At 45.4% G+C, this 26,070-nt stretch carries 25 protein-coding genes and 1 tRNA gene; 2 read left to right on the forward strand and 24 right to left on the reverse strand.

The window, feature by feature from the left end:
- Positions 1 to 23: 23 nt before the first annotated feature.
- From eno to ABD734_RS11550, 10 genes are all read right to left on the reverse strand, one after another.
- On the reverse strand, positions 24 to 1,325 hold the full coding sequence (gene eno / locus ABD734_RS11505; RefSeq protein WP_344704459.1) for a phosphopyruvate hydratase: 1,302 nt from the start codon (positions 1,323 to 1,325) through the stop codon (positions 24 to 26).
- A gap of 60 nt (positions 1,326 to 1,385) precedes the next feature.
- Entirely contained in the window at positions 1,386 to 2,909 is a 1,524-nt protein-coding gene (gpmI, locus tag ABD734_RS11510) for a 2,3-bisphosphoglycerate-independent phosphoglycerate mutase (RefSeq protein ID WP_344704461.1), read from the reverse strand.
- Entirely contained in the window at positions 2,902 to 3,660 is a 759-nt protein-coding gene (tpiA, locus tag ABD734_RS11515; RefSeq protein ID WP_344704463.1) for a triose-phosphate isomerase, read from the reverse strand. The genes gpmI and tpiA overlap by 8 nt, the downstream gene beginning before the upstream one ends.
- Before the next feature lie 47 nt (positions 3,661 to 3,707).
- On the reverse strand, positions 3,708 to 4,895 hold the full coding sequence (locus ABD734_RS11520) for a phosphoglycerate kinase (RefSeq protein WP_344704465.1): 1,188 nt from the start codon (positions 4,893 to 4,895) through the stop codon (positions 3,708 to 3,710).
- A gap of 98 nt (positions 4,896 to 4,993) precedes the next feature.
- Complete coding sequence (gene gap, locus ABD734_RS11525; protein ID WP_344704655.1) at positions 4,994 to 6,001, reverse strand: type I glyceraldehyde-3-phosphate dehydrogenase; 1,008 nt, start codon at positions 5,999 to 6,001, stop codon at positions 4,994 to 4,996.
- 33 nt (positions 6,002 to 6,034) lie between these two features.
- Complete coding sequence (locus tag ABD734_RS11530) at positions 6,035 to 7,057, reverse strand: sugar-binding transcriptional regulator (protein ID WP_344704467.1); 1,023 nt, start codon at positions 7,055 to 7,057, stop codon at positions 6,035 to 6,037.
- 109 nt (positions 7,058 to 7,166) lie between these two features.
- Positions 7,167 to 7,430: a glutaredoxin family protein gene (locus tag ABD734_RS11535; RefSeq protein ID WP_344704469.1), complete on the reverse strand. Its 264-nt coding sequence runs from the start codon at positions 7,428 to 7,430 to the stop codon at positions 7,167 to 7,169.
- A 2-nt stretch (positions 7,431 to 7,432) separates the two neighbouring features.
- Complete coding sequence (locus ABD734_RS11540) at positions 7,433 to 7,885, reverse strand: threonine/serine exporter family protein (RefSeq protein ID WP_344704471.1); 453 nt, start codon at positions 7,883 to 7,885, stop codon at positions 7,433 to 7,435.
- A 10-nt stretch (positions 7,886 to 7,895) separates the two neighbouring features.
- Positions 7,896 to 8,681, reverse strand: coding sequence for a threonine/serine exporter family protein (locus tag ABD734_RS11545; protein WP_344704472.1), 786 nt, complete (start codon positions 8,679 to 8,681; stop codon positions 7,896 to 7,898).
- A gap of 17 nt (positions 8,682 to 8,698) precedes the next feature.
- A tRNA-Arg gene (locus tag ABD734_RS11550) sits at positions 8,699 to 8,770 on the reverse strand.
- Positions 8,771 to 8,946: 176 nt separating this feature from the next.
- Here ABD734_RS11550 and clpP point away from each other — a divergent pair.
- Both clpP and ABD734_RS11560 read left to right on the forward strand, forming a co-directional pair.
- Positions 8,947 to 9,540 (forward strand): ATP-dependent Clp endopeptidase proteolytic subunit ClpP, encoded by a 594-nt coding sequence (clpP, locus tag ABD734_RS11555; RefSeq protein ID WP_344704474.1) that lies wholly within the window; start codon positions 8,947 to 8,949, stop codon positions 9,538 to 9,540.
- 137 nt (positions 9,541 to 9,677) lie between these two features.
- A complete protein-coding gene (locus tag ABD734_RS11560) occupies positions 9,678 to 10,592 on the forward strand; it encodes a TIGR01777 family oxidoreductase (RefSeq protein ID WP_344704476.1) in 915 nt (304 codons plus the stop codon).
- Positions 10,593 to 10,630: 38 nt separating this feature from the next.
- Here ABD734_RS11560 and whiA read toward each other — a convergent pair whose 3' ends face one another.
- The 14 genes from whiA to ABD734_RS11630 all read right to left on the reverse strand — a co-directional run bounded on the left by whiA (position 10,631) and on the right by ABD734_RS11630 (position 25,967).
- Positions 10,631 to 11,575: a DNA-binding protein WhiA gene (whiA, locus tag ABD734_RS11565; RefSeq protein ID WP_344704657.1), complete on the reverse strand. Its 945-nt coding sequence runs from the start codon at positions 11,573 to 11,575 to the stop codon at positions 10,631 to 10,633.
- 16 nt (positions 11,576 to 11,591) lie between these two features.
- On the reverse strand, positions 11,592 to 12,575 hold the full coding sequence (locus ABD734_RS11570; protein WP_344704478.1) for a gluconeogenesis factor YvcK family protein: 984 nt from the start codon (positions 12,573 to 12,575) through the stop codon (positions 11,592 to 11,594).
- Complete coding sequence (rapZ, locus tag ABD734_RS11575; protein ID WP_344704480.1) at positions 12,562 to 13,446, reverse strand: RNase adapter RapZ; 885 nt, start codon at positions 13,444 to 13,446, stop codon at positions 12,562 to 12,564. The genes ABD734_RS11570 and rapZ overlap by 14 nt, the downstream gene beginning before the upstream one ends.
- A 180-nt stretch (positions 13,447 to 13,626) precedes the next feature.
- Positions 13,627 to 14,574, reverse strand: a complete 948-nt coding sequence (gene trxB, locus ABD734_RS11580) for a thioredoxin-disulfide reductase (protein WP_344704482.1) — start codon at positions 14,572 to 14,574, stop codon at positions 13,627 to 13,629.
- A gap of 65 nt (positions 14,575 to 14,639) precedes the next feature.
- Positions 14,640 to 16,058, reverse strand: coding sequence for a tetratricopeptide repeat protein (locus tag ABD734_RS11585; protein WP_344704484.1), 1,419 nt, complete (start codon positions 16,056 to 16,058; stop codon positions 14,640 to 14,642).
- Positions 16,051 to 16,539 (reverse strand): acyltransferase, encoded by a 489-nt coding sequence (locus ABD734_RS11590; protein WP_344704486.1) that lies wholly within the window; start codon positions 16,537 to 16,539, stop codon positions 16,051 to 16,053. Before ABD734_RS11590 ends, ABD734_RS11585 begins: the two co-directional genes overlap by 8 nt.
- Positions 16,536 to 17,366 (reverse strand): prolipoprotein diacylglyceryl transferase, encoded by an 831-nt coding sequence (gene lgt / locus ABD734_RS11595; RefSeq protein WP_344704488.1) that lies wholly within the window; start codon positions 17,364 to 17,366, stop codon positions 16,536 to 16,538. The genes ABD734_RS11590 and lgt overlap by 4 nt, the downstream gene beginning before the upstream one ends.
- Positions 17,356 to 18,294 (reverse strand): HPr(Ser) kinase/phosphatase, encoded by a 939-nt coding sequence (hprK, locus tag ABD734_RS11600; protein WP_344704490.1) that lies wholly within the window; start codon positions 18,292 to 18,294, stop codon positions 17,356 to 17,358. Before hprK ends, lgt begins: the two co-directional genes overlap by 11 nt.
- A gap of 150 nt (positions 18,295 to 18,444) precedes the next feature.
- A complete protein-coding gene (locus ABD734_RS11605) occupies positions 18,445 to 19,596 on the reverse strand; it encodes a DUF4097 family beta strand repeat-containing protein (RefSeq protein WP_344704492.1) in 1,152 nt (383 codons plus the stop codon).
- Between the two features lies 1 nt (position 19,597).
- Positions 19,598 to 22,438, reverse strand: a complete 2,841-nt coding sequence (gene uvrA / locus ABD734_RS11610; protein WP_344704494.1) for an excinuclease ABC subunit UvrA — start codon at positions 22,436 to 22,438, stop codon at positions 19,598 to 19,600.
- A 4-nt stretch (positions 22,439 to 22,442) separates the two neighbouring features.
- Positions 22,443 to 24,422 carry an excinuclease ABC subunit UvrB gene (gene uvrB, locus ABD734_RS11615; protein WP_344704496.1) on the reverse strand — a complete coding sequence of 660 codons (1,980 nt, stop codon included), beginning with the start codon at positions 24,420 to 24,422 and terminating at the stop codon, positions 22,443 to 22,445.
- 79 nt (positions 24,423 to 24,501) lie between these two features.
- Positions 24,502 to 24,738 (reverse strand): DUF2198 family protein, encoded by a 237-nt coding sequence (locus tag ABD734_RS11620; protein WP_344704498.1) that lies wholly within the window; start codon positions 24,736 to 24,738, stop codon positions 24,502 to 24,504.
- A 3-nt stretch (positions 24,739 to 24,741) separates the two neighbouring features.
- Positions 24,742 to 25,380, reverse strand: a complete 639-nt coding sequence (locus ABD734_RS11625; RefSeq protein WP_344704500.1) for a YfbR-like 5'-deoxynucleotidase — start codon at positions 25,378 to 25,380, stop codon at positions 24,742 to 24,744.
- 2 nt (positions 25,381 to 25,382) lie between these two features.
- Entirely contained in the window at positions 25,383 to 25,967 is a 585-nt protein-coding gene (locus ABD734_RS11630; RefSeq protein WP_344704502.1) for a TlpA disulfide reductase family protein, read from the reverse strand.
- Between the last annotated feature and the right edge of the window lie 103 nt (positions 25,968 to 26,070).

Raw genomic sequence — 26,070 nt, forward strand, 5'->3', positions numbered from 1 at the left:
TTAGGTCAAGGGAGGCTTGTGGATTATTTTAGATCCAGATTGTAGAAGGATGCAAGCCCTTCATATTTTGCCGTTTCAAACAGCTCATCTTCAATTCTGAGCAGCTGATTGTATTTGGCGACACGGTCTGTACGTGATGGCGCACCGGTTTTGATTTGTCCTGCATTAACAGCTACCGCAATATCTGCAATCGTAGTATCTTCCGTTTCTCCGGAACGGTGGGAGATGACTGCTGTGTAGCCTGCGCGCTTCGCCATTTCGATTGCTTCGAACGTCTCAGTTAAAGTACCGATCTGGTTGACTTTGATGAGGATGGAGTTTCCGACACCTTCTTCAATTGCACGTGCCAGCTTCTCAGTATTGGTGACGAAAAGATCATCTCCGACCAATTGTACTTTTGAACCGAGTTTTTCAGTAAGGAGTCTAGTACCTTCCCAATCATTCTCATCCAACCCATCTTCGATGGATATTATTGGGTATTTTTCAATCATCTCAGCATACCAATTGACCATATCTTCAGAAGTATAGGATTTGCCTTCTCCTTTTAGTTCATATTTACCTGTTGAGGCGTCGTAGAATTCACTTGAAGCTGCATCCATCGCTAAGCGGATTTCTTCACCTGGCTTATAACCTGCTTTTTCAACCGCTTCAATGATGGTCGACAAAGCCTCTTCATTGGAACCGAGGTTCGGTGCAAAGCCGCCTTCGTCTCCTACACCAGTATTATAGCCTTTTTCACTGAGTACTTTTTTAAGGTTATGGAATATTTCCGTGCCCATGCGTAGTCCTTCCTTGAATGTTTCAGCACCCACAGGCATAATCATGAATTCTTGGATATCCACGTTATTATCTGCGTGCTCGCCTCCATTGATGATATTCATCATTGGCACTGGAAGTTGGACTGCGCTGAATCCGCCTAAATATTTGTAGAGTGGCTGTCCCATAAAGTCAGCAGCTGCTTTTGCTACGGCCATAGAAACGCCTAGAATAGCGTTTGCACCCAATTTACCTTTATTGGTAGTGCCATCAAGGGCAATCATCATTCTGTCGATTGACACTTGTTCAAGGACGCTGAAATCACCCTCTACAAGCTCAGGCCCGATAATTTCATTAACATTTTCAACTGCTTTTTCGACACCTTTGCCAAGGAAACGCGTGTCATCTGCATCCCTCAACTCAACTGCTTCATGCTCTCCTGTTGAAGCACCGGAAGGTACAAGCGCACGGCCAAAGGCACCGCTGTCCGTCAACACTTCGACCTCAACTGTTGGATTCCCTCTTGAATCAAGCATTTCACGTGCATACACATCTATAATTAATGGCATAACGATATCTCCTTTTTAATTGATTTCTTTTTTTATCATTTTCAATCTTACCAGCACAACTTACTCCAAAAGGCTTTTGCCTGTCATTTCTTCCGGCTGTTCCAATCCCATTAATTCAAGTAGGGTCGGCGCCAAGTCAGCCAATCGTCCACTTCTAACCGCAGCATCTTCTTTAGTTACGATTATAGGAACCGGGTTTGTAGTATGGGCAGTCATCGGCTCCCCGTCCAAAGTGATTACTTCGTCCGAGTTGCCGTGATCGGCGGTTATGATGGCTGTACCGCCTTGCGCGATGATTTCATCTACAATAGGTCCTAGACATTCATCCACTGCTTCTATTGCCTTGACCGTCGGCTCCATTTTACCGCTATGACCCACCATGTCAGGATTTGCAAAGTTCATGAGTATAAGGTCAAGGTCTTCTTTTTCGAGTTCTTCAAGGCAACGTTCCTTCACTTCATACGCACTCATTTCAGGTTGGAGATCATAAGTTGCCACTTTAGGAGAATCTACAAGGACTCTGCGTTCTCCTTCAAACTCATCATGCTGTCCACCGCTCATGAAGTACGTTACATGAGGATATTTTTCTGTCTCTGCAATCCTCAGCTGCTTCTTGCCTGCTTTAGACACCACTTCGCCTATCGTGTTGATGATATCTTCTTTTTCAAAGACTACATCTGCATCGACTTGGTCACTGTATTTAGTGAAAGTGACGAATTTCAAATCTTTGATTCTCTTTTCGATATCAAAGCCTATGAATTCCTCATTTGTATATATTTCAGACAACTGGGCTGCGCGATCCGGACGGAAGTTAAAGAAAACGATCGCATCTCCGTCGACCACTCCTTTATCATAGCCTTCTTCTGTCTCGGCAATGATGAATGGTTTGATGAATTCATCGTATTCTTCCTTAGCATAGCTTGCCTGGATTCCTTCTTCGGCTGAAGCAAAACGTGGGGCTTCTCCGTACGTGATGGCATTGTATGCCATTTCTTCACGGTCCCACCGCTTATCCCGGTCCATGGCATAGTACCTGCCACTTACCGTCGCAAATTCTCCAATACCGATCTCCTTAAAACGCTTCTCCGACTCCTGCACATATTCGATTGCCGAATTTTGCACGACGTCGCGTCCATCCAGAAATGCATGTACATATACTTTTTCGACGCCTTTTTTCTTTGCGATTTCAAGTATTGCGAAGAGGTGTTCATAATGCGAGTGTACCCCGCCATCACTAAGCAGACCCATGATATGAAGGGTACTGTCATTAGAGTTTACGTGGTCCATCGTGTCCAGCAGTACCTCATTCTCATAAAAATCCCCGTCTTCAATGGACTTATTGATTCTTGTAAGACTTTGATAGACCACTCGCCCCGCGCCGATATTCAGATGACCGACTTCAGAGTTGCCCATCTGTCCTTCAGGCAGACCTACGTCAAGACCGCAGGCGCTGAGTGCATTATTCGGGTACTTCTCAAAAAAGCGGTCATAGTTCGGCTTATGGGCCGCTTTGACAGCATTACCTTTCACTTCGTCCCTGTTGGCAAAGCCATCAAGTATGATGAGAGCAACTGGTTTAGTCATTTTTAGCACCTTCCAATAGTTGCACAAAAGATTCAGGTTTGAGTGACGCGCCGCCTACAAGAGCGCCATCAATATGCTCCTGTGCCATATACTCTTTTATGTTTTCTGGTTTTACTGAGCCACCGTACTGGATACGGATTGCCTCTGCAGTTTCTTCATCATAAAGTGATGCCATTGTCTGGCGGATTACACCGCACATCTCATTTGCATCGTCGCTTGTCGCGGATTTCCCTGTGCCGATTGCCCAGATAGGTTCGTAGGCGATAACAGAGGTTTTAGCCTGGTCCTTACTTAGACCCTCAAACGCTTTGGCAACTTGCTGTTTCACTTTATCTTCTGCTTTACCGGACTCCCGTTCGTCATCCGTCTCACCACAGCAGATGATCGGCACGATGCCTTTTGAATGGAGCGCATGCGCTTTTTTGTTGATTGCCTCATCAGTTTCATTGAAGTGTTCGCGGCGCTCCGAGTGTCCGATGATCACATAATCGACTCCGAGGTCTTGGAGCATCAATGGGGAAACTTCTCCGGTGAAGGCACCATCATCTTCATAATGGCTATTTTCAGCACCTATGCCGAGCTCCATATCTTTAGCCTTTTCAACGAGCGACGGCAGATGGATGAATGGAGCGCAGATTGCACTCTCCACTTCAGTTTTGTTTGGCAGTTCGCCAAGTGCATCTATAAATGCCTCACCTTCTGAAATGGTTTTATTCATTTTCCAGTTTCCTGCAATAAATGGGGTTCTCATAATATTCCTCCTTGTTTTTTCCTTGTTTTTGTATAAGGCTCTAAACATTACTTCTCGTCAATTACAGACAAGCCTGGCAATTCTTGGCCCTCCAGATACTCGAGTGAAGCGCCGCCGCCTGTTGAGATGTGGGAGAAATCATCAGCATAGCCAAGATCCATTGCTGCAGCTGCGGAATCTCCGCCACCGATGATTGTCTTCGCACCTTCAAGTTCAGCGATCGCCTTGCATATACCAATCGTTCCGTGTGCAAAATTCTCCATTTCAAACACACCCATCGGCCCATTCCATACGACTGTCTTCGCACCTTGCAGTACTTCTTTAAAGGCAGTGATTGTATCCTGACCGATGTCAAGGCCCTCCATGTCGGATGGTATTTCATCGACGCCTACGGTTTTATGTTTGGCATCTGCGGCAAACTCTTCTGCGACGACTACATCCTGTGGCAGAACGATTTTATCTTCTGATTTCTCAAGAAGTTCCTTTGCCATTTCCACTTTATCTTCTTCGAGGAGCGAGCTACCTATTTCTTTGCCTTGCGCTTTCAGGAAGGTGTACGCCATACCACCGCCGATGATTACTTTATCAGCTTTTTCGAGCACATTTTTGATTACGCCAATTTTATCCGAGACTTTGGCACCGCCTAGAATAGCCACGAATGGACGTTCCGGCGAATCGATGGCACCTCCGATGAATTCAATTTCCTTTTGCATGAGGAATCCTGAAACTGTTTCGATATTGGCTCCGATGCCGACGTTTGAAGCATGGCTTCTGTGTGCTGTGCCGAATGCATCATTTACGAAGATATCACCAAGAGAAGCCCAGTATTTACCCAACGACTCATCGTTACCGCTTTCCTTTTTGCCTTCGATATCTTCGAAACGTGTGTTTTCAAACATCAGGACCTCGCCCTCTTTCAAATCATCGATGGCGTCTTCAAGCATTTCACCTCTTGTGTGGGGGATGAAGGTGACATCCTGCTCAAGCAGCTCCGACAACTTATCAGCGACTGGTTTAAGCGTCTTGTCTGTCTTGTCCGCTTCTGTCTTCACTTTTCCCAAGTGAGAGAAAAGGATCACTTTCCCTCCAGCTTCAATGATATGCCTAATCGTAGGCAACGCCTGGACGATACGATTATCATTGGTGATCTCACCTTCTGACATCGGAACGTTCAAATCAGCGCGCAACAATACCTTGCGCCCTTTCAATTCTACATCTTCTACAGTTTTCTTCATGGCTGTGCCTCCTATATTTTCTGCTCATTCCTATTATACCCATACCGATGTATGAATAAAATAAAAACGGGCGGAAAGTCCGCCCGTTCTTCTATGAGTTACTTCTTATTCGTTGCCATGTGATGAAGTGTTCTGACCAATTGGGCAGTATAGGACATTTCATTGTCATACCAAGAAACGGCACGTACAAGCTGTTTTCCGTCTACATCTACAACACGAGTCTGTGTCGTATCGAATAGAGATCCTTCTTTGATACCTATGATATCAGATGAAACAATCTCATCTTCAATGTAGCCGAATGATGGATTCGCCGCATTTTTCATTGCCTGGTTCACTTCTTCAACTGAAACATTTTTGCCGAGTACTGCAGTAACTTCTGTAAGGGAACCTGTCGCAACTGGCACACGCTGAGCGCCGCCGTCGAGTTTACCATCAAGTTCAGGCAACACGAGGCCAATGGCTTTCGCTGCACCCGTAGAGTTCGGGACCACGTTTTCAGCTGCGGCACGTCCACGACGGAAGTCACCTTTAGCATGCGGCCCGTCCAATGTGTTCTGGTCTCCTGTATAAGCGTGGATTGTCGTCATGAGGCCACGCTCAAGACCGAACTCGTCATTGAGTACTTTAACGACAGGGGCAAGACAGTTCGTCGTGCAGGATGCAGCTGATACTATTTCCTCTGAACCGTCAAGCACATCTTCGTTGACACCATAGACGATTGTTTTCATATCGCCTTTGCCTGGAGCTGAAAGCAATACCTTTTTCGCGCCTGCTTCGATATGTTTCCTTGCGTCTTTTTCGTTAGTGAAAAGACCTGTACACTCGAGAACGATATCGATATCCAAGTCTCCCCATGGAAGTTCTGCAGGATCTTTGACGTTGAAGGATTTCACTTCGTTGCCGTTAATTTTCAGCCCACCTTCGATGGCTTCCACATCACCGTCGAAACGCCCTTGAGTTGTATCGTATTTGACCAGGTGTGCCAAGAACTCATCATCTGTGAGATCATTGACTGCCACCAGTTCGATATCTTCATAATTGAGGATTTCCCTGGCTGCGAGCCTACCTATACGTCCAAAACCGTTGATTGCTACTTTAACCATAATTTATGGCCTCCTTGATTTTATATATTGAATTAATCAATCATTCTTCAACAAAAATTCCCCGATGGCTTCATCGATGAACAGAATAGTGTTCTTCGGAGCCACCTTCATATACGCACGGACTGCTTCCTTCTTGCTGCTTCCACCTGCCACTGCAAATATCGCTTTCTTCGATGCAAGGTCTTCCAACTGGATGCCGATGGTTTTGACCTTACGGACGATATCCCCCTCAGCGTTGAAATAGTAGCCAAAGGTTTCACCAACTGCACAATCGGCTTCCAGTCGGGAGAGGGTGGCGGCTTCCACATTTCTGCGACGCGCCATCATGAATGCTTCGCCGATGCCGTGCATGACATAGTCGGAACGGCGGTTGAGCTCGGCAATTTCTTTGATGGATGGCTCATCCTTCAAAGATTCATATGCCGAATCTCCTACACTATCAGGCGCATAGAGGACCCGGTGCTCACCGCCCGTCGCTTTTGCAAGACGGCTTGCAATCGAGTTCGCCTGGTTGCCCACTTCTTCACCAAGTCCACCCCGAGCCGAAACGAATAAAAGTTTCTCCGCTGCTGGTTTCAGATATTGGCTTACATTGGCCATCGTCGAACCACCTGCCACGGAAATGATGGCATTGTCGAAAACCATCTTTTGGAGTTCTTCGGCCATGAGTTGGGAAAGCTCCTGCTGGAGCTCGGGATCCTCATCGGCATCCCCACGGATGATATGGCAACCTTGCAGGTTATATTGCTGCTGAAGCTTAAGGGCCAGCCCGGAACGTCGATCAAGTGTTGTCATGAACGGTGAAAGTTCATCCAATACCTCAATACCCGTTTGGGAAATCGATATTCCTTTTTTATCGATATCGATCAGATCCAAATCATGTAATGCATCGACTTCCTTACGTAAAACCCTCTCGGTCATATTAAGTTGCTTTGCAAGTGGGCGTCGACCTATCGGTTGATAGGTCCTGATTTGTTTCAGGATAGTTGAACGCTTCTGCAATTCCGACACTACTTCCGGTGCGATACGCTTCTGGATGTCTAAAAGTTTTTGCCACATGAGTTTCGATACCTCACCATCATGAGACGTATTGCGTCCCACTCGGGACAAAAATAATTACATTCTAAATATATCATAAATATTCAAGAATGCAATTATTCCGCTTCAGCTATTTTATTGTACCCAAATACTCCTTGAGGTAATCATAGACATAGACAAAATCAATGATGCCTTCTTGAATCACCTGACTTTTATGGCACAAGACCGGGACGCGCATCATGTAGACTTCCTGCAGGGCATCGTCTTCATCGATATCTATCGCCGTCATCTTGACATCGCTATACCTCAATTCAGACAAGGCAAGCTTGATCTGCTCCATCCCTTCATCACAAAGCGGACATCTGTCCCTCGTATAATATACCAATTCGAGCATACTCATACCTCTTTCTTCTTCAATTTCTTCCTGATAGTCTGCAGAACCTGATCCGACATTTCTGTACTGATGATGCCGGTTGCGATCGCCAAGGAAATCAGTGCTGCTTCAAATCCATACTCGAGGGCCATCATATATTCCTGCAGCACAATCTGCCGCATTGAATCGTATGCCATACCTCCTGGAACAAGTGGGATGATTCCGCATGTAATATACAGGATAACAGGCATTTTTTGACTTCTCGAATTCAAGAGTGCCACTGCTGATAGAACGAGGGCGCTGATATAAGATGCAAGAACAAGGTCGACGCCCCCTTCCCTCAATATATAGAACACCATCCAACCGACTGCGCCTGTCAGCCCACATCTGATGATGGCGGCCCTTGGCGCATTGAAAAGTATGCCGAATCCTGCAGAAGCGAAAAAGCTAAGGATGAATTGATACAGATAAATCATCAGCATCCTCCTAGATCATCAAAAATACAAGGCCCACCCCAGCACCGATCGCAATGGCTGTCAGTGCTGCTTCAGTCCCCTTCATGATACCAGCCATCAAATGTCCCCGGATCATTTCGCGTATTGCATTTGTAATGAGGACACCGGGCACGAGCGGCATTACACTGGCGATGATGATGGTATCGAGCATAGTGCCAAAACCCGTATCGACAAAAATTATGGCTGTCAGTGCGATATATAGGGAGGCAAAGAATTCTGTAAAGAATTTGACTTTAGTGTAGCGGAGGATACCCTCCATTATAAAGACTCCCCCTGCGCCACCGACGAAGGCAGCGGGGAGATCGGCCACTACACCATCGAACAGCAGCAGGAACATCATTCCAATGATACCGCCCGATAATATAGTCAGCCAAAATGGAAAAAACCTGCTGTCGTGAATCGCCTCCATCCGGCGCAAAGCCTGATCAAGAGGCATACCGGCGGAAATGCGCCTCGAAAGTTCATTCACTGCCACAACCTTCTCCAAGTTGTTCGCCCTTTCTTCAATACGCAGCGTCTGAGTCAATGCATAATCATTCAAGGAAAAAATAATGACCGTGGGAGTTGCGAAAACTTGAGCATTTTCTATACCGTAACTGGATGCGATTCGCATCATCGTATCCTCTATACGGTAAGTTTCCGCTCCACTTTCCAACAGCATCTTGCCACAATTGATAACGATATAAAAAACATCGCGTACAAAATTTTCGCTAAGGACTTTTTCTGGAGCTTCTATGATCTCAAGTTCGCCACTCACACGGCCACCTCTATTTACACCCCCGGAGAGGATCGAACTCCCATCTCAAGAACCGGAATCTTACGTGTTATCCATTACACCACGGGGGTATGATAAAATTAATATCATTCTTCATAAAGCCTTATTTAGTATAGCAATAAACTTGAATAAATTAAAGGCCTAATTTAATCTTTATACCACAAACGTTTTCTTTTGACCTTATTTGACTAATGTGGTATAAATGAATTAGCCAATTAAGAGTACTATAATATCAGGAGGTAACACAATGAATTTAATCCCTACAGTTATTGAACAGACGAACCGCGGAGAACGCGCCTATGACATCTATTCCAGGTTGCTTAAAGATAGGATCATCATGATTGGTACGGGCATCGATGACAACGTGGCAAACTCCGTTGTCAGCCAGCTGCTTTTCCTGCAAGCTCAAGACCCAGAAAAAGATATCTTCCTCTATATCAACTCTCCTGGCGGCAGTGTGACTGCAGGCATGGCGATCTATGATACAATCCAGCACATCAAACCTGATGTACAGACAATCTGTCTTGGCATGGCCGCTTCAATGGGTTCATTCCTGCTTGCGGCAGGGGCAAAAGGTAAGCGCTTCGCTCTGCCGAACGCTGAAGTGATGATTCACCAGCCACTTGGTGGTGCGCAAGGTCAGGCTACAGAAATTGAAATAGCAGCCAAGCATATATTGAGAACACGCGAAAAACTCAACAAGATCCTTGCGGAGCGCACGGGTCAAACTCTCGATAAGATTGAAACAGATACTGACCGCGACTTCTTTATGACAGCAGAAGAAGCTAAAGAATATGGCTTAGTTGACGACGTAATGGAGCCTGAAAAATTACAGGGCTAAAAATATTGGAAAAGGGATGGAATATTGATTCCATCCCTTTTTTTAATTGCTTCATTTCATAACTCTTGGCAAAATTTTAAATTTCCGGATTATCATCACTACAGACAGGCTATAATGGTATTAAGGAGCGTGATGACATGAATGTATTAATTACAGGTGGATCTGGTTTTGTAGGATCAAGACTGACAAAAATTCTCCAGGAAGAGAATGATCATGTGTATATATTGACGCGGAGTGACAGAAAATCGGAACATCCTTTCGTACACTTCATTAAATACAATCCTGACGACCCGTCAGACGACAGTTGGATGCAGGATTTACCTTTAAAAGTCGATATCATCTATAACCTGGCGGGGGCCTCACTCCAAGAGAAATGGACAGATTCCCACAAAGCAGCCATCTACGAATCCAGAATGAAAGTGACCCGCATGTTGCGGATGTGGGCTGAGCAGGCCGAAATCACACCTCAGGTCCTCGTGAATGCCAGTGCAATCGGCTATTATCCAGTCAGCGAGAATGTCCAATATGATGAAGGTGATGCCTTTGTCGAACACGATTTCCTATCCGAAGTAGTTGTGGCGTGGGAGGCTGAAGCCAGGAAGTTTGAAGCTCTCGGAACCCGTACCGTCTTCACGCGGTTTGGCCTGATCCTCGATAAGGACGAAGGTGCCCTCCCTAAAATGGCCCTGCCATATAAGATGGGCGTGGGCGGCCCCATCGGAAGCGGAAACCAATGGTACAGTTGGATCCATATAGAGGATTTGTTGAATGCGCTGTTGTTCGTGGGCGTGCATTCGGAAATTTCAGGTCCGGTCAATCTTACCGCCCCAATGCCACTCAGACAAAAGCATTTCTCCAAATATTTGAGCACTGCACTCGGAAAACCTGACTTTTTCCATACCCCTTCTTTTCTGATCGAGAAGCTTTTGGGTGAACAGTCCATGCTTATATTGAAAGGCCAGTACGTGCTCCCGGAAGTACTGATGGAAAATGATTATAAATTCCTCTTTCCTACACTGGAAATCGCACTTGAAGATCTATATGAACTATAAAATGAAGAAAGCGTGCACTCTAGTGCACGCTTTCTTCATTAAAAGGTGATTTCTTCACCGCTTCTCACCTGATCCGCTATCTTATCCAGTTTCCTTAGGCGATGATTCACCCCAGACTTCGATATCGGACCTGTCGACATCATCTCCCCCAGCTCCTTTAAGGAAACTTCCTGGTGCTCAACCCTCAATCTTGCGATTTCCCTAAGGCGTTCAGGCAGCTCTTCAAGCCCTATCTCTGAGGCGATGAAATTGATGTTCTCAACTTGACGCATTGCAGCGCTGATTGTTTTGTTCAAGTTTGCTGTTTCACAGTTCACCAGTCGATTCACAGAATTGCGCATATCCCTGACAATCCGTATATCTTCAAATTTCAAAAGTGCCTGGTATCCACCAATCAGGCTAAGGAATTCTGCAATCTTCTCGGCTTCCTTAAGATAGGTGATGTAGCCGCGCTTTCTTTCAATGAATTTCGCATTCAGCTCATAGCCGTTCATCAACTCAGTCAAATTTCTGGCGTGCTCCTCATACAAGGAGAATATCTCCAGATGATAAGCTGAGGTTTCTGGATTATTCACCGAGCCACCGGCAAGGAATGCCCCCCTCAGATAGCTTCTGATGCAGCACTCCCTCTCTTTGATATCTTCACTGATGGCATGTTCAAGCAGACCACCCTTCATGATCTCCAAGTCTTCCAGTACTTTCTTGCTTTCTTTTTTTATCCTTGAAATATATACGTTGTTTTTTTTCAGTTTCATTTTCTTACGGACCAGAAGTTCTATCTCGACTCCGTACGTAGTCCGGATCAATGAGAAAATCCGGCGCGCAATCGCCGCATTCTCAGTCTGTATATTAATGATCCATTGTCCATTGGAATGGCTGAGTGCCCCGTTCATTTTGATGAGCGCTGAAAGCTCACTTTTCATACAGCACGTATCCACTTCGATTCTGGTCAATTCGTTCTTCATCTCAGAAGCAAATGACATGCGATCACGCCCCATTCTATTTTTTCCTATACTGCAACGTACTGATTTCCCTCAGCGCAATATCATAGATCATCTGCGCCAGTATTTTGTTGTTGTGCCGTACTGCACCTTCTTCGTCAATCTGGACAAGGCGGTGGTCTGTCATTACTTCAACTTCCATCTGTTTAAGCCTCTCTCTGTCACTCTCGACGATCTCCATATCATTTTCATGGTAATAATTGGATATGCGGCCTTTGATGTCTTCCTCATTCAAAATAATGAAGTCTGAAATATTCTGGCCGACATGGTGATGGATGGCTTCAAGATGATCTGCAGCGCTGTAATCTATCGTCTCGCCCGCCTGAGTCATGATGTTTGAAATATAGACCTTAATGCCGCGCGCTTTAATTATCGCTTCCTTCATGCCCTCAGGTATGAGGTTGGGGATGATGCTCGTATACAGGCTTCCCGGTCCAAAGACGATGACATCAGAAGATTCGATGGCTTTTATGGCCTCGGGGGTTGCTACAGTATCGTCCGGAATCAGATACATCTCCTCTATCTTCTGTCCAACTTCCGGAATATAGCTCTCCCCGACGATAATCGAGTTGTCAGCCATCCGTGCAGCCAGCTCCGGACTGATATTGGTCGATGGGATGACAGTACCCTTGACATTCAATATCTTGCTTAATTCCTTTACTGCCACAGCAAAATCACCGGTCATATCATACATCGCGGCCAGCATGAGATTGCCGAGCGCATGACCATCGAGTGCATCCTTATTGAAGCGGTAGGAAAAGAGGTTGTCCAATTTCGTCTCCACTTCGCTGAGGGCACTCATCACGTTCCGGATGTCTCCTGGTGCCGGCATATCAATCTTATCCCGGATGAGGCCGGTTGAACCACCGTCATCCGCTACAGAGACAATGGCGGTTATATCCACCGGATATCTTTTCAGGCCTCTGGCTAAAACACTCAAGCCAGTACCGCCCCCGACCACTGTAATCTTAATCTTCTTCATGTTCTACACCTTCTACCGGTGCATCTCTATGGACCGCCCGGATAGTAAAATTAAAGTCTTCACTCAAGTCTTCTGTGAGCTTCTCTACAAGCGTTACAGACCGATGCTTACCACCTGTGCATCCGATGGCGATGACCAGCTGTGCTTTTCCTTCTTTTATATATTGGGGAATCATATATTTAAGGAGATCGTACAGTTTTTTATAGAATTTTTTGGTTTCCTTCCATTTCATGACGTAACTCGAGACCGGTTCGTCCAGTCCTGTAAGCGGCCTCAATGCGTCAATGTAATGGGGATTCGGCAGGAAACGCACATCGAAAACCAAGTCCGCATCGATTGGAACACCATGCTTGAAGCCAAAGCTCAACACGTTTATATTGAAAGCTGGACCGTTATCTCCAGAACATTTTTCAAACATCAGATTCCTTAATTCTTTGGGAGTCATCTCGGTGGTGTCGATGATATGGGAAGCATGCCCCCGCAAGACGCTCAGGAGCTCACGTTCCTTCATGATTGCGTCCAGCAGGACCATCTCCCCATCAAGCGGATGCGCCCGACGGGTTTCTTTATAGCGTGAGACAAGGCGGTTATCGTCTGCATCCAGAAAAATTATTTCCAGTGCAATATCCGGGTGGTCCCTCAGTTGTTCTATTTCGTCGAGAAGCTGATCAAAGAACTCTTTACCCCTGAGATCTATGCCCAAGCCCACTTGCTCCATCTGCCCCTCTGTCGTTTCCATCAATTCCAAAACCTTTTGAAGCAGGATCGGTGGTAGGTTATCGATGCAGAAATAACTCATATCTTCAAGCGCTTCAATGGCCACAGACTTGCCGGCCCCACTCATGCCTGTCACTATACTCAGTTTTTTCATAGATCCACATCCTCTTAAGCGTTATTTGCCTCTTTCAATTAAACCATCTCGCATCTTCTCCCGCAACACTCAGTAAGTTTTCTAGCTGCTTGCCCCTATTAAAAAACCCAGGGTGACATAGCCGACGGCAGTTGGATAAGACATCCGGTTGCCGTCGACCCAAAACCCTGGGGTGGTCTTCTATTTACTTTCCTGCATATCTCCAAGCTTCTCGATATAGTGCTGGGCATTCTGGGCAGCTATACTGCCGTCCCCGGTCGCTGTGACGATCTGACGCAAGGTCTTGTTGCGCACATCTCCAGCTGCAAAGATGCCTGGAACTGATGTTTCCATTTCATCATTGGTGACTACATATCCCATTTCATTCAAGATGTCCAAACCTTCAAATGGTGCAGTCAATGGCTTCATGCCTACATAGACAAAGACACCATCTGCTTCATAATCGTACGTAGAGCCCGTATTCTTATCAAGCAGTGTGACGCTCTTCACTCTGCCGTCACCATTGATGGACTGGATCTCAGTATCCCAGATGAAATCCATCTTGTCGTTCTTGAACGCACGGTCTTGGAGGATTTTTTGAGCACGCAATTGATCGCGCCTATGCACTACAGTTACTTTGCTTGCGAATTTCGTCAGGAAGACCCCTTCTTCTACTGCAGAATCCCCACCGCCGATTACGACGAGTTCCTTCTCCTTAAAGAAAGCGCCATCACATACTGCGCAATAGCTCACGCCGCGGCCGCCGAGTTCTTCTTCGCCCTCGACTCCGACCTTCTTATATTCGGCACCTGTCGTTATGATGACAGTACGCGTGTAGATATCTTCATTGCCCGTTTTAAGCACTTTGACATCTCCCTGATCTTCGATGGATTTGATGTCACCATATTTATATTCGGCACCGAATTTTTGGGAGTGCTCAAACATCTTGGTTGATAATTCAGGACCTGTTATGAAGTCAAATCCTGGAAAGTTCTCAACTTCTTCCGTATTCGCCATCTGACCGCCCGGCATGCCGCGTTCAAGCATCACTGTCTTAAGGTTTGCCCGGGAAGCATAGACAGCAGCTGTCATTCCTGCCGGCCCTGCACCGATGATGACTACGTCATAAATATTTTTTTCTTCAGTCATGGTAAAAACTCCTTTTCCGTATTGTCAGCTGTTAAATATTATAAAGGGATATTTATATTATTTCATCATTTCTGCTCGATATGCCCCAATGCCTTATTCAAGCGGTACAGTGTAGTACCAAATGTCTCGACGAGATATTTTTTGCTGAACTTCCTTTCGCGCTTATGGAAGTACATTGTCGCAGCTGCAAAGGCATCAATATCTTCCAACTCCACTTTCTGCTCATACAGTTCGTGAAATAGTTCTATCCAAGACATCTGGTCCTCTTCATCCGTAAAGCCAGCTTGCGACAGTGCCTCCAGCCCTTTATGCATCCGCCCCAGCCTGACTAGCTTAAGTCCCTGGAAAAGGAATGATATATACAACTTCTCGTAATCTTCCAGATTCTCAATCGTATCCCACACGTCGTGTCCCAGTATGACGTCCCTCGGAACGACATTGTAGATCTTATAGAGACCTAGAAGGCGCCTGTACGGATCGTCATCCTTCAAGTAGGCGGTTTCTATCTCTGATACTTTCTCAGATGCCCTATGGCGGTTCCAAGGGCTATATATTTCCTTTACCTGATGAAACGTCTGCATACGATTCCAGAACACCCTGGATTCTTCGGCACGACCAGTATGATAGCTTGCATGGCTCAATGCATGGAGCAGCTGGAAACTGATGAATGACTGTTTTTTGAATAAAGGATAAAGAAGCTCGTATGACCTTTCGTACTTCTGCAGGAAATTGAGCACGAGCCCCACCTTGAACCGGGCATCATCATCTAATGGTTGCACCACTTCCAACTTTTTAAGGAATTCATTGAATTTATCCTCTTCTCCCGTGTGGTAGTACAAGAGTGTCATATGGCTCAATGCATGCATATCCGTGCGGTCTTCCAGAAATAGCTGCTCCAATAGTTCGTGCGCTTCATCGTAACGGTTCAGAAATAGGAGCGCCATGGCTTTCTGATTTCTGAATTCGCGTTCCTTCCGGATGTCTTCGGGCACTGTAGATAGAAATTCCAGGGCCTCTTCTATCCTGGCGTTCATGAAGAGATGCTGGAACAGATGCTGGGCTGTAAATCTAGCCGCTTCCCGTTCAACTTCTTCTTCATCATGAATACTCACTTCGAACATCTCTTCCAGTTCTTCATCATAGCCGGAGTCCGGCTCATATTTGACATATTGCACACCGAACAGAAACGCCTTATTCGCATCATTATTGATGATATAAAGTTGACTCAATATAAAATAAAATTCAGCATCATACTGATGCTGAATGAATGCGTTGATCAATATATGTTCAGCTTCTGCACCGCGGCCATTTTCAGCAAGCAAGTATGCATACTGGGACAGATATGCCAGATTATTCCGGTCAAGTTCATAGGCTTTCTGAAAGCTCCTAAGCGCCTCCGGTTTTTTATTCTGTTCTGTTTTCTTCAGACCTTGATTAAAATGGAATTCTCCATTCTGATCGAACGGAATCACTTTCCTAGTCATTATCCATACTCCTTATTATAAGCGGATTGCCGTAACCAGCCGAGTGGTCGGGAACATCTTTTGAAACTACGCTTCCCGCTCCTATTACAGCATGATTGCCGATAGTCACCCCCGGCAGAATAGTGACATTTGCGCCCACCATGGTATCATGTCCGATGTAGACATTCCCGAGACGATACTCATCCACGAGATATTCATGAGTCAATATCACTGTATTATACCCGATTATACTGTTTTTGCCAATGTGGATGCGCTCTGGATGCATAAGGTCCGGCATGGCTTTGTAGGCTAGGGAAACGTTCTCCCCAAGCTTCATGCCGAGTCCTTTCCTGTATAGTACATGCTTCCATATGGTCGAGGGACAAAACCGGCCAAGTTCGATTATGATGAAGTTCTTCGCAACTTTTATGCGTGAGACTGTCCTATATAGATGCCATAGCGGATTTATCGCACCCGCCTTGAATTTTTCAAGTTTCCTCATTTGCGTCTTCCTTTATAGATGCCTTGTACCTCCCGGTATTTCGGCAACTTATATTTCATTTCCCTATAGATCCAGACACCCGCTGCCACAACGATCAGAACTATTGAAATCAACTGTGCGGTACGCAGCTGCTCTCCGATCATCAGACTATCTGTACGCATTCCCTCTATGAAGAAACGGCCAATCGAATAATACATCAAGTATAGAAGGATGGTCTGGCCCACTTTCAGTTTTGGACGGAGCATGAGAAGGAGGATGAAGCCTATTATATTCCATGCGGATTCGTATAGGAATGTAGGATGGTAATACGCACCGTCTATAAACATTTGGTTGATGATCCAGTCTGGGAGCATCAAGGATTCGAGGAAGTTTCTGGACACTTCTCCCCCATGCGCCTCCTGGTTCATAAAATTTCCCCAACGGCCTATGGCCTGCCCCAAAATAAGGCTCGGGGCCGCAATGTCCGCCAACTGAAAGAAACTGAAGCCTTTAGCCCGGCAGTAGACGATACCAGCGATGAAGCCACCAATCAATCCTCCATGAATCGCCATACCCCCTTCATTTATCAGCAATATGGAAAATGGATTCTGACTATAGTATTCCCATTGGAAAATAACATAATATAATCTTGCACCTATAATTGAAGCAATGATGATATAGAACATCAAATCCATGAAAAGTCCTTCAGGAAGACCCTTCCGGTCCGCTTCACGGTCTGCTATGTAATACCCAAGCAACATGCCGGCCGCTATGATGATGCCATACCAGTGGATCCCTATCGGGCCGAGTTCAATTGCGATTGGGCTGAACGGCGCGCTATAGATCATCAATCATCCCTCCGTTGATTTGGATTTGACGGTTCAGACGGTCATTGAATTCCTGGGCTGCATCGTACCCCATATACTGCATACGATAATTCATGGCAGCCACTTCAATGATGCCCGCCAGGCTACGCCCCGGACGGATAGGGATGGTCTTTTGGTCGATCTCGGTATTCAAGATCTTCAGCTTCTTCTGATCCAGGCCGAGACGTTCATAAGTTTTTCCCTTTTCCCAGGCTTCCAGGCTCACATTGAGCATGACACGTTTCTCCTCCAGGATACTTCCCGCTCCAAAAAGCGTCATCACATTAATGATGCCGAGGCCGCGTATTTCAAGCAGATTGCGTATGATTGGCGGCGAGGCACCAATCAGTACATTCTTCGACACTTCTTTTATCTCAACGTTATCATCAGCTACGAGCCTATGGCCATTCTTGACAAGTTCCAGCGCCGTCTCGCTTTTTCCGACGCCACTTTCTCCGGTGATTAGAACACCGATTCCGTATATATCCACCAATACACCGTGCATGTTAGTTTCTGGCGCCAAGGCTTTCTCCAGATGATTGGAGATTCTACTCGTAAAATTAGTCGTGTTGTCTTCAGTGACCAATAGGGGAATTCGGCTCTGGTTACACGCTTCTATAAATTCAAGCGGCGGATTCAGATTACGAGTGATGATGATGCAGGGCGTTTCTTTGCGGCATAATTTTTTCGGGCGGTCTTCCCTTTCTTCTTCTGTAAGCATCCTCTCAAAGAATGAAATTTCCGTCATTCCAAGTATCTGTATGCGATCGGAGGAATAATGGGAGAAATAACCTGCCATCTCAAGACCCGGACGCGAGACATCAATATTGGTGATTTCCTTGTTGATGCCATCATTACCCGAAATCAATTTCAGTTGAAATTCATCTATGATCTTTTTTACTGTGAGCATTTGGTCACCTCGGACATTTAATAATTCAACTATAAAGAATCAGGCTGCTCATTTCAATGAAACGGGACTTGAATACAAGGGGCAATTTTTCAATTATATATACAAACACACTACAGCCCGGCACAAATGCCGGGCTGTAGTGTGTTCTTTTTAACTGCGGTGCAGTGTAACACTGCCGAATTTGGTCCCCACTTCAAGCAACAGCGCTTCTTCATCCGTATCGTTAAGCAGCATCAATTCCTTGAACCCGATGTCCTGCGATTTCATGAATCTGACATTCAGGTCCGGAGGATAGTTGATCTGCCCGATGACGGTGCTCAAGCGACCTTCCACAGCACGGGCATGCGGGATATTTATATTGATGCTGCCCATGTTGGCATTAACCGTAGCAGATTCAGTTCCTGGTTCTAAAGAAACATTTACTGAACCATTAGAAGATATTGTAATATCTTTCGCATTCAACTTATCGGTATTGATTGTCCCAAGCATGGAAATCATCTCTATCGTTCCATGGGAACCCGCTTTAACGGTTATATCGCCCCTTGATGTTCTGATGAATGCATTGCTGCTCACTGCATCCTCGAGGGAAATGTTGCCATTCAACAGATCGATCGTGAGATCATTGAAGGATTGGGATTCAATCTGCACATTACCGTTAGATCCTGAAATGATGAGTCGTTTGAGTGTTTCCCGGTTCACCTGAAGTTCAATGTTCACCCGGGCTGTACGAATATCTGAAACGATGAGAAGCTCATCATTCTTGACTTCACAGATGATGTCCTGGAAATAATTACGCTGCTTATCAAGTTTTCTATAGAAAGGAGTCACTTCGAATCTCGCTGTAGTTGAACCGTCTGTCGGCACAACCTTGATATTGCCGTTCGCAATATCGATTGATACGTTCGAATAGTCGTCCTCGACCGTTTCGATGAGACGATTTTTTGAACCTTGTGTAAACATTGCGTCAATGGAACTGTTCTTGACACTGTCGAATGCCTTCTCGAAAGTACGGTAGACTTGGGCAGTCTGCTTCTGCCCTTCCATTTTATTTTTGACTTGATTCAATGCTTCATTTGCCTTTTCAGGGTTTACATACTTCTGAAATTCATCCATGAATTGGTTGAGAATATCCTTCGACCCATTTTTAGTCGAGCGATTCCGATTGGTCCTGTCTTCTTTTGCGTCCTGTACTGGATCATCCTGTTTCTCTTTGGATTCTATAGCTTCCATTAAACGGATTGCTTCTTCTGACGTGATTTTTCCTTCTTCCAACATTTTCAGAATGCGGTTTTTGTTATCCATTTCAATCCCCCTGATGGTTTCTGTCCAACCATTTTTTTAGGTGCTGTCCCGTATAGCTTTTTGGTTCTGCCATTACGTCCTGAATTGAGCCACTGACTACGATGGTGCCTCCCCCATCGCCGCCTTCCGGGCCAAGGTCGATGACATGATCGGCCACTTTTATGACATCTAGGTTATGTTCGATGACAATGACGGTATCCCCATTATTGACAAGACGCTGGATCACGGTGATCAACCTGCCTATATCCTCCGAATGAAGGCCAGTAGTAGGCTCATCCAGTATATACAACGTTTTTCCATCAGAACGCCTGTGCAGTTCGGAAGCGAGTTTGACTCTTTGCGCCTCCCCGCCTGACAATGTCGTAGCAGGCTGACCCAACCGTACATAGCCAAGTCCCACATCAAGCAATGTTTTCATTCTGCGTTTGATCTTTGGAATGTTTTCAAAGAAATAATAAGCTTCTTCCACAGTCATCTGCAGGACATCTGCGATGCTCTTATCTTTGTATTTAACTTCCAGCGTCTCTCTATTATAACGCTTTCCATCGCATACTTCACATGGTACGAATACATCGGGCAGAAAATGCATTTCTATTTTGATGATGCCATCGCCTTTACAGGCTTCACACCTTCCACCTTTGACGTTGAAACTGAACCGTCCTTTTTGATAACCTCGTACTTTTGCCTCGTTCGTCTGGGCAAAGACATCCCTGATTGTATCGAATACACCTGTATAAGTTGCAGGGTTACTGCGGGGTGTACGGCCAATTGGCGACTGATCGATATCGATTATCTTCTCAATGTTTTCTGCGCCTCTTATCTCTTTATGGTCCCCGGGTATTTGTTTTGATTTATACAGCTGAGTATGAAGCCCTTTATAGAGGATTTCATTAATAAGGGTGCTTTTGCCTGACCCCGAGACCCCTGTGACCACATTTAAAACTGACAGAGGAACTTTTACGTTGAGGTTCTTTAAATTGTTCTCTTTGCCTCCACGTACCTCAAGCACCTTTTTCATGTCAGGTTTGCGGTATGCATCCGGTAATAGAATCTCCCTCTTGCCGCTCAAATATTGACCAGTAATCGAGTTGTCATCCTCCATCACTTCGTCCGGTGTGCCCTGAGCCATTATACGACCACCGTGTTCCCCTGCTCCAGGTCCGATATCAATGAGGTGATCACTTGCAAGCATAGTATCTTCATCATGCTCCACCACAATCAGAGTGTTGCCGAGGTCGCGCATATCCTTGAGCGTGTTGATCAGGCGATCGTTATCCCTTTGATGGAGTCCAATGGAAGGCTCATCAAGTATATACAGCACTCCACTGAGCCTTGAGCCAATTTGTGTTGCAAGACGTATGCGCTGTGCTTCCCCCCCGGAGAGGGTACCACTCCGCCTATTCAGAGTCAGATAGTCCAAGCCGACATTATGAAGGAATGAGAGGCGCTCATATATCTCTTTAAGAATGGGTGCAGCAATTTTTCTGTTTTGTTCAGACAGGGAGAGTCCATCAAAGAAATCTATCGCTTCTTTAACGGGCTGATCCACAGCTTGGCCTATATGCCGCCCTTCTATCATTACAGCAAGGGCTTCCGCATTCAGTCGGTACCCTTCACATGTCTTGCATGTGATTTCCCTCATGTATCTGCTCATTACATCCCTTGTGTAATCGGATGGACTCTCCTTGTAGCGCCGTTCTATATTATTTATGATCCCTTCATAAGGCATCTTGCGGTTCCGGACTATACCGTTGTTTTGGGTGAACCTGTAGTTGACCACCTCGCCTTTAGATCCATGCAGTATCAGGTCCTTTTCTTTCTTCTTGAGGTCTTTAAAGGGGATATCCATATCTATACCAAAATGCTCGCAAGTCTGTCTAAGCAAGGTTGGATAATAGTCCGAGCTGATTGGTTGCCAAGGAAGGAGTGCCCCCTCCTTTAATGACAGGTCTGCATCAGGGATTACGAGGCGTTCATCCACTGCCATTTTCATACCCAGGCCATCACAGTCCGGACACGCTCCGTACGGGGCATTGAAGGAGAACAGTCTAGGTTCCATTTCTGATATGGTGAAACCGCATATTGGACAGGAGAAATGTTCGGAGAAATGCATGTCTTCCCCATCGATGACATTGACGGTGATATTCCCTTCTCCTTTTTCAAGTGCAGTCTGCATCGAATCGCTCAAGCGCGCTTCAATGCCTTCGCGGATCGCAAGCCGGTCGACGACGACATCCACATCATGCTTTTTATTTTTGGAGAGTTCGGGTACGGATTCGATGTCATACATTTCCCCATCTACGATGACCCGGGCATACCCTTCTCTAGCCAAATCTTCAAACACCTTTTCATGCAGCCCTTTACGGCCCTTTATGACAGGGGCAAAAAGTTGTACTTTGGTCCTTTCCGGGAGCTCCATGACCCGGTCGACCATCTCCTGAACGGTTTGCGATGTAATTTCGACGCCATGGATCGGACAGTACGGGGTGCCCGCCCTTGCATAAAGCAGCCTGAGGTAATCATATATCTCAGTAATCGTAGATACGGTCGATCTTGGGTTGTTGCTTGTCGTTTTCTGATCGATGGAAATAGCAGGTGACAATCCTTCTATCGAATCTACATCTGGCTTCTCCATCTGTCCCAGGAATTGCCTGGCATAAGAACTTAACGACTCCACATAGCGTCGTTGGCCCTCAGCATATATGGTATCGAATGCCAAAGAAGACTTCCCGGAACCAGACAGTCCAGTCATGACCACCAGGCTGTCCCTTGGGATGTCGACATCGATTCCTTTTAAGTTGTGCTGTCTTGCACCCCTCACACTGATATATTTGTTCTTCAAAATATCACCCTTCTGCTTTCAATTCGAATAGTGCGTCCCTGAGTTCTGAAGCGGTTTCGAAATCGAGATCCTTGGCAGCCTGCTTCATATCTTCTTCAAGCTGGGTCATCAATTTCTCTTTATCTTTTTTCGTCATCTTAGTCTTCTTACCTTTATCCGATCCATCACTTCTGCTTTCTTTCTTCACTTCCACTTCCGCACTGATCGAATCTCGTACTTCTTTCTGTATAGTTTGAGGCGTAATACCGTGCTTTTCATTATATTCAATTTGAATTTCGCGTCGTCTGCCGGTCTCTTCGATGGCGTAGTTCATCGAATCGGTCATTTTATCCCCATATAGGATCACGTGTCCTTCGCTGTTACGGGCTGCACGACCAATCGTCTGAACAAGTGCACGACTCGAGCGCAGGAACCCTTCCTTATCAGCATCCAATATTGCAACCAACGAAACTTCAGGAATATCCAGACCTTCCCGGAGTAGGTTGATTCCAACCAGTACATCGTGGACGCCCATCCTGAGTTCCCTGATTATTTCAATGCGTTCAAGCGTCTTGACTTCGGAATGCAGATATTGAACCTTTATTCCGGATTCTTTTAGATAGGCAGTCAAATCTTCTGACATTTTCTTAGTCAGTGTTGTGATCAGGACACGTTCATTCTTCTCGGTCCGGGTCACAATCTCCTCAAGCAGGTCATCAATCTGGTGTTCCGTCGGTCGGACATCGATAGTAGGGTCCAGCAATCCAGTCGGCCTTATGATTTGCTCGACCATCTTCTCAGTATGCTCCATTTCGTATGGTCCAGGTGTTGCTGAGACATAAAGCAACTGCTGGGTTTTCGCCTCAAATTCTTCAAATTTCAAAGGCCTGTTGTCGAGTGCACTCGGTAATCTGAATCCATGGTCCACTAAAACTTTCTTTCTTGCCTGGTCTCCGTTATACATACCCCTTATCTGCGGCACGCTGACGTGGGACTCATCTATCATGACCAGGAAGTCATCGAAATAATCAAGCAGTGTGTATGGGGTCGAACCCATGGGGCGCAGTGTCAGATGGACAGAATAGTTTTCTATCCCTGAGCAGAAGCCCATCTCCCGCATCATCTCCAAGTCATAGTTCGTCCGCTGTTCGAGGCGCTGCGCCTCAAGCAGCTTGCCATCATCACGCAAAATCTTAAGTTGCTCTTCAAGTTCTTTTTCTATACGGCCAATCGCTACTTTCATCTTTTCCTCGCGTGTGACGAAGTGGGACGCCGGAAATATTGCGATATGTTCGCGCTCTGCCAATACTTCACCAGTCAGATAGTCCACTTCTCTGATGCGGTCTATTTCATCGCCAAAGAATTCAACGCGCACGCATTGCTCATCGCGTGAAGCCGGGAATACTTCGACAATGTCCCCCCGTACCCTGAAAGTACCCCTTCTGAAATCGATATCATTTCGTGAGTACTGGACATCCACGAGCTTGCGTAGGAACTCATTACGGTCCATCTGCATTCCAACCCGTGCACTTACGACCATATCACGGTATTCTTCGGGATTACCGAGACCGTAGATGCAGCTGACAGATGAAATGATGATTACATCGTCGCGCTCAAACAACGCACTGGTTGCAGAGTGCCGTAATTTATCTATTTCATCATTAATCTGTGCATCCTTCTCTATAAAAGTATCCGTCTGAGGGACATACGCTTCAGGTTGATAATAATCATAGTAACTCACAAAATACTCTACCCTGTTATTCGGGAAGAATTCCTTGAACTCACTGTAAAGTTGCCCTGCCAAAGTTTTATTATGTGCAATTATTAAAGTCGGTTTCCCCACTTCTTCAATCACTTTACTCATGGTATATGTTTTCCCGGTACCTGTCGCACCGAGTAGTGTCTGATGTCTATTTCCGGACTTGATCTGTTCTGTAATCTCTTCTATCGCCTTTGGCTGATCGCCTGCAGGCTCGAATTTAGAGACCACTTCGAATTTGGCCATTCATTCTTCCCCCATTAATATGTTCGTAGACTATTTTACAAAATAAAAATAGAAATGGCAAACATTTGTTCGGCATTGGCTAATCGTCTTCCACTTTATCGACTTGGTAAACTTCCACTAGCATGTACCCTAAGACTATCGACAGCGAATCAATGAATATCACCCATTCAGAATGGTAAAAACCACGATAGATGGAGACTCCGAAGATTATGAAGGTTAGGAAGACTGCGACGAACTTGTTGCGTGTCAACCTTGAAAAAAACACCACTGTAAAAGCCGGGACCACCATTGCCATCATGTACCAGTAAAGAGCCATTCATCAGAGCTCCTTTTCCATTATGGCTTCAGTAATATCCATCAGTTCAGTTTTTGGTATGAATCTCTCCCGCAACATATCCGGGAGTATATTTTCAAGAAAGTCCGTTACACATTCCAGATGGGAATACCTTCTGATGGTTAGTAGGGACATTTCGTAGATTTCAAAAAATAGTGGTTCCGGATTACGTTTTTGTATTTCACCGAAGGATTCGTATAATAAGTCAATCTTATCCGCTACAGCCAATATTTCGCCTTCCACCGTACCGTCCTTGCCCTCTTTGAAACGCCTTAAATAAGTTTCCTGATACTCAACAGGAAATTCTTCCAGCACAAATCGCTTGGTCATGCTTTCCTCAACTTCTTTGAAAAGCACATTGAGTTCATCAGAGGCATATTTGACAGGTGTTTTGATGTCGCCTGTGAATATTTCCGGATAATCATGGTTCAATGCCTTTTCATAAAGACTCTTCCAGTCAATATCCGTTCCACTATGTTCTTCAACAGTGCCTAGGTATTGGGCAATTTTAGTCACTTTAAAAGAGTGGGCTGCCACATTATGATCCTGATATTTAAATTTTCCGGGACACCTCACGAGTTTTTCCAAGTCATTTAGACTTTTAAAATATTGGTGGACTCCCATAATTATTCCTCCTTGACGTAGTTGATGTAATCTTGAAGCAGTTTACGTTCGACTTCTCCAACATATGCTCTGATTATTTCTCCTTCAGAATCCACGAAAAATGTCGTAGGCATCAGATGGATATTGAAGGTCTGGAGGGCAGAATCTTCATCAGAAAACTCGTAGACTGGATAGGAGACCTTAAATTCTTCCAGGAATTCATCTCTATTGGATGCCTTGTCGTCTACATTTATTCCGATCATACCGACGGGCTGATCTTTATGCGCCTGATGGAATTCATTCAATTCAGGTGTCTCACGACGGCACGGGTCACACCACGAAGCAAAAAAGTTGACCACCGTCACTTCATTATCTGCTATGATTGCCTTCATTGTTTTCTCGTCATTCCGTACACCCTCCATTTTTTCATCAATGATATTCATGCCCACTGCATGATGGTTGTCCTTACCTTCAGACTCTTCGAGTGTCTTTAAAGATTGTTCTTTCAAGCCTTCTTCTGACATGTTGATGACAGCGGTGACACCTGCTCCAACCGTCAAAAAGAATAAGCCTAATATGATTATGATGACGATGTTTTTAAGTTTCATATTTCAACAAACCTTATTATTTATTTAGATTAGTTTAACATAACTTATAGAGACTTACATTTAATAGAGCGTGCTGAAGTGCATGAAAAAAGGCCAGGACCGA

Origin of the sequence: Salinicoccus jeotgali, from assembly GCF_039538805.1 — a bacterium.
GTDB classification, from domain to species: domain Bacteria; phylum Bacillota; class Bacilli; order Staphylococcales; family Salinicoccaceae; genus Salinicoccus; species Salinicoccus jeotgali.

Excerpts from the sequence above, each read along its gene's own strand:
- eno (WP_344704459.1), bottom strand. The coding sequence starts at position 1,325 with ATGCCATTAATTATAGATGTGTATGCACGTGAAATGCTTGATTCAAGA.
- gpmI (WP_344704461.1), bottom strand. The coding sequence starts at position 2,909 with ATGACTAAACCAGTTGCTCTCATCATACTTGATGGCTTTGCCAACAGG.
- tpiA (WP_344704463.1), bottom strand. The coding sequence starts at position 3,660 with ATGAGAACCCCATTTATTGCAGGAAACTGGAAAATGAATAAAACCATT.
- ABD734_RS11520 (WP_344704465.1), bottom strand. The coding sequence starts at position 4,895 with ATGAAGAAAACTGTAGAAGATGTAGAATTGAAAGGGCGCAAGGTATTG.
- ABD734_RS11530 (WP_344704467.1), bottom strand. The coding sequence starts at position 7,057 with ATGTGGCAAAAACTTTTAGACATCCAGAAGCGTATCGCACCGGAAGTA.
- ABD734_RS11535 (WP_344704469.1), bottom strand. The coding sequence starts at position 7,430 with ATGCTCGAATTGGTATATTATACGAGGGACAGATGTCCGCTTTGTGAT.
- ABD734_RS11540 (WP_344704471.1), bottom strand. The coding sequence starts at position 7,885 with ATGATTTATCTGTATCAATTCATCCTTAGCTTTTTCGCTTCTGCAGGA.
- clpP (WP_344704474.1), top strand. The coding sequence starts at position 8,947 with ATGAATTTAATCCCTACAGTTATTGAACAGACGAACCGCGGAGAACGC.
- ABD734_RS11560 (WP_344704476.1), top strand. The coding sequence starts at position 9,678 with ATGAATGTATTAATTACAGGTGGATCTGGTTTTGTAGGATCAAGACTG.
- whiA (WP_344704657.1), bottom strand. The coding sequence starts at position 11,575 with ATGTCATTTGCTTCTGAGATGAAGAACGAATTGACCAGAATCGAAGTG.
- ABD734_RS11570 (WP_344704478.1), bottom strand. The coding sequence starts at position 12,575 with ATGAAGAAGATTAAGATTACAGTGGTCGGGGGCGGTACTGGCTTGAGT.
- rapZ (WP_344704480.1), bottom strand. The coding sequence starts at position 13,446 with ATGAAAAAACTGAGTATAGTGACAGGCATGAGTGGGGCCGGCAAGTCT.
- trxB (WP_344704482.1), bottom strand. The coding sequence starts at position 14,574 with ATGACTGAAGAAAAAAATATTTATGACGTAGTCATCATCGGTGCAGGG.
- ABD734_RS11585 (WP_344704484.1), bottom strand. The coding sequence starts at position 16,058 with ATGACTAGGAAAGTGATTCCGTTCGATCAGAATGGAGAATTCCATTTT.
- ABD734_RS11590 (WP_344704486.1), bottom strand. The coding sequence starts at position 16,539 with ATGAGGAAACTTGAAAAATTCAAGGCGGGTGCGATAAATCCGCTATGG.
- lgt (WP_344704488.1), bottom strand. The coding sequence starts at position 17,366 with ATGATCTATAGCGCGCCGTTCAGCCCAATCGCAATTGAACTCGGCCCG.
- hprK (WP_344704490.1), bottom strand. The coding sequence starts at position 18,294 with ATGCTCACAGTAAAAAAGATCATAGATGAATTTCAACTGAAATTGATT.
- ABD734_RS11605 (WP_344704492.1), bottom strand. The coding sequence starts at position 19,596 with ATGGATAACAAAAACCGCATTCTGAAAATGTTGGAAGAAGGAAAAATC.
- uvrB (WP_344704496.1), bottom strand. The coding sequence starts at position 24,422 with ATGGCCAAATTCGAAGTGGTCTCTAAATTCGAGCCTGCAGGCGATCAG.
- ABD734_RS11620 (WP_344704498.1), bottom strand. The coding sequence starts at position 24,738 with ATGGCTCTTTACTGGTACATGATGGCAATGGTGGTCCCGGCTTTTACA.
- ABD734_RS11625 (WP_344704500.1), bottom strand. The coding sequence starts at position 25,380 with ATGGGAGTCCACCAATATTTTAAAAGTCTAAATGACTTGGAAAAACTC.
- ABD734_RS11630 (WP_344704502.1), bottom strand. The coding sequence starts at position 25,967 with ATGAAACTTAAAAACATCGTCATCATAATCATATTAGGCTTATTCTTT.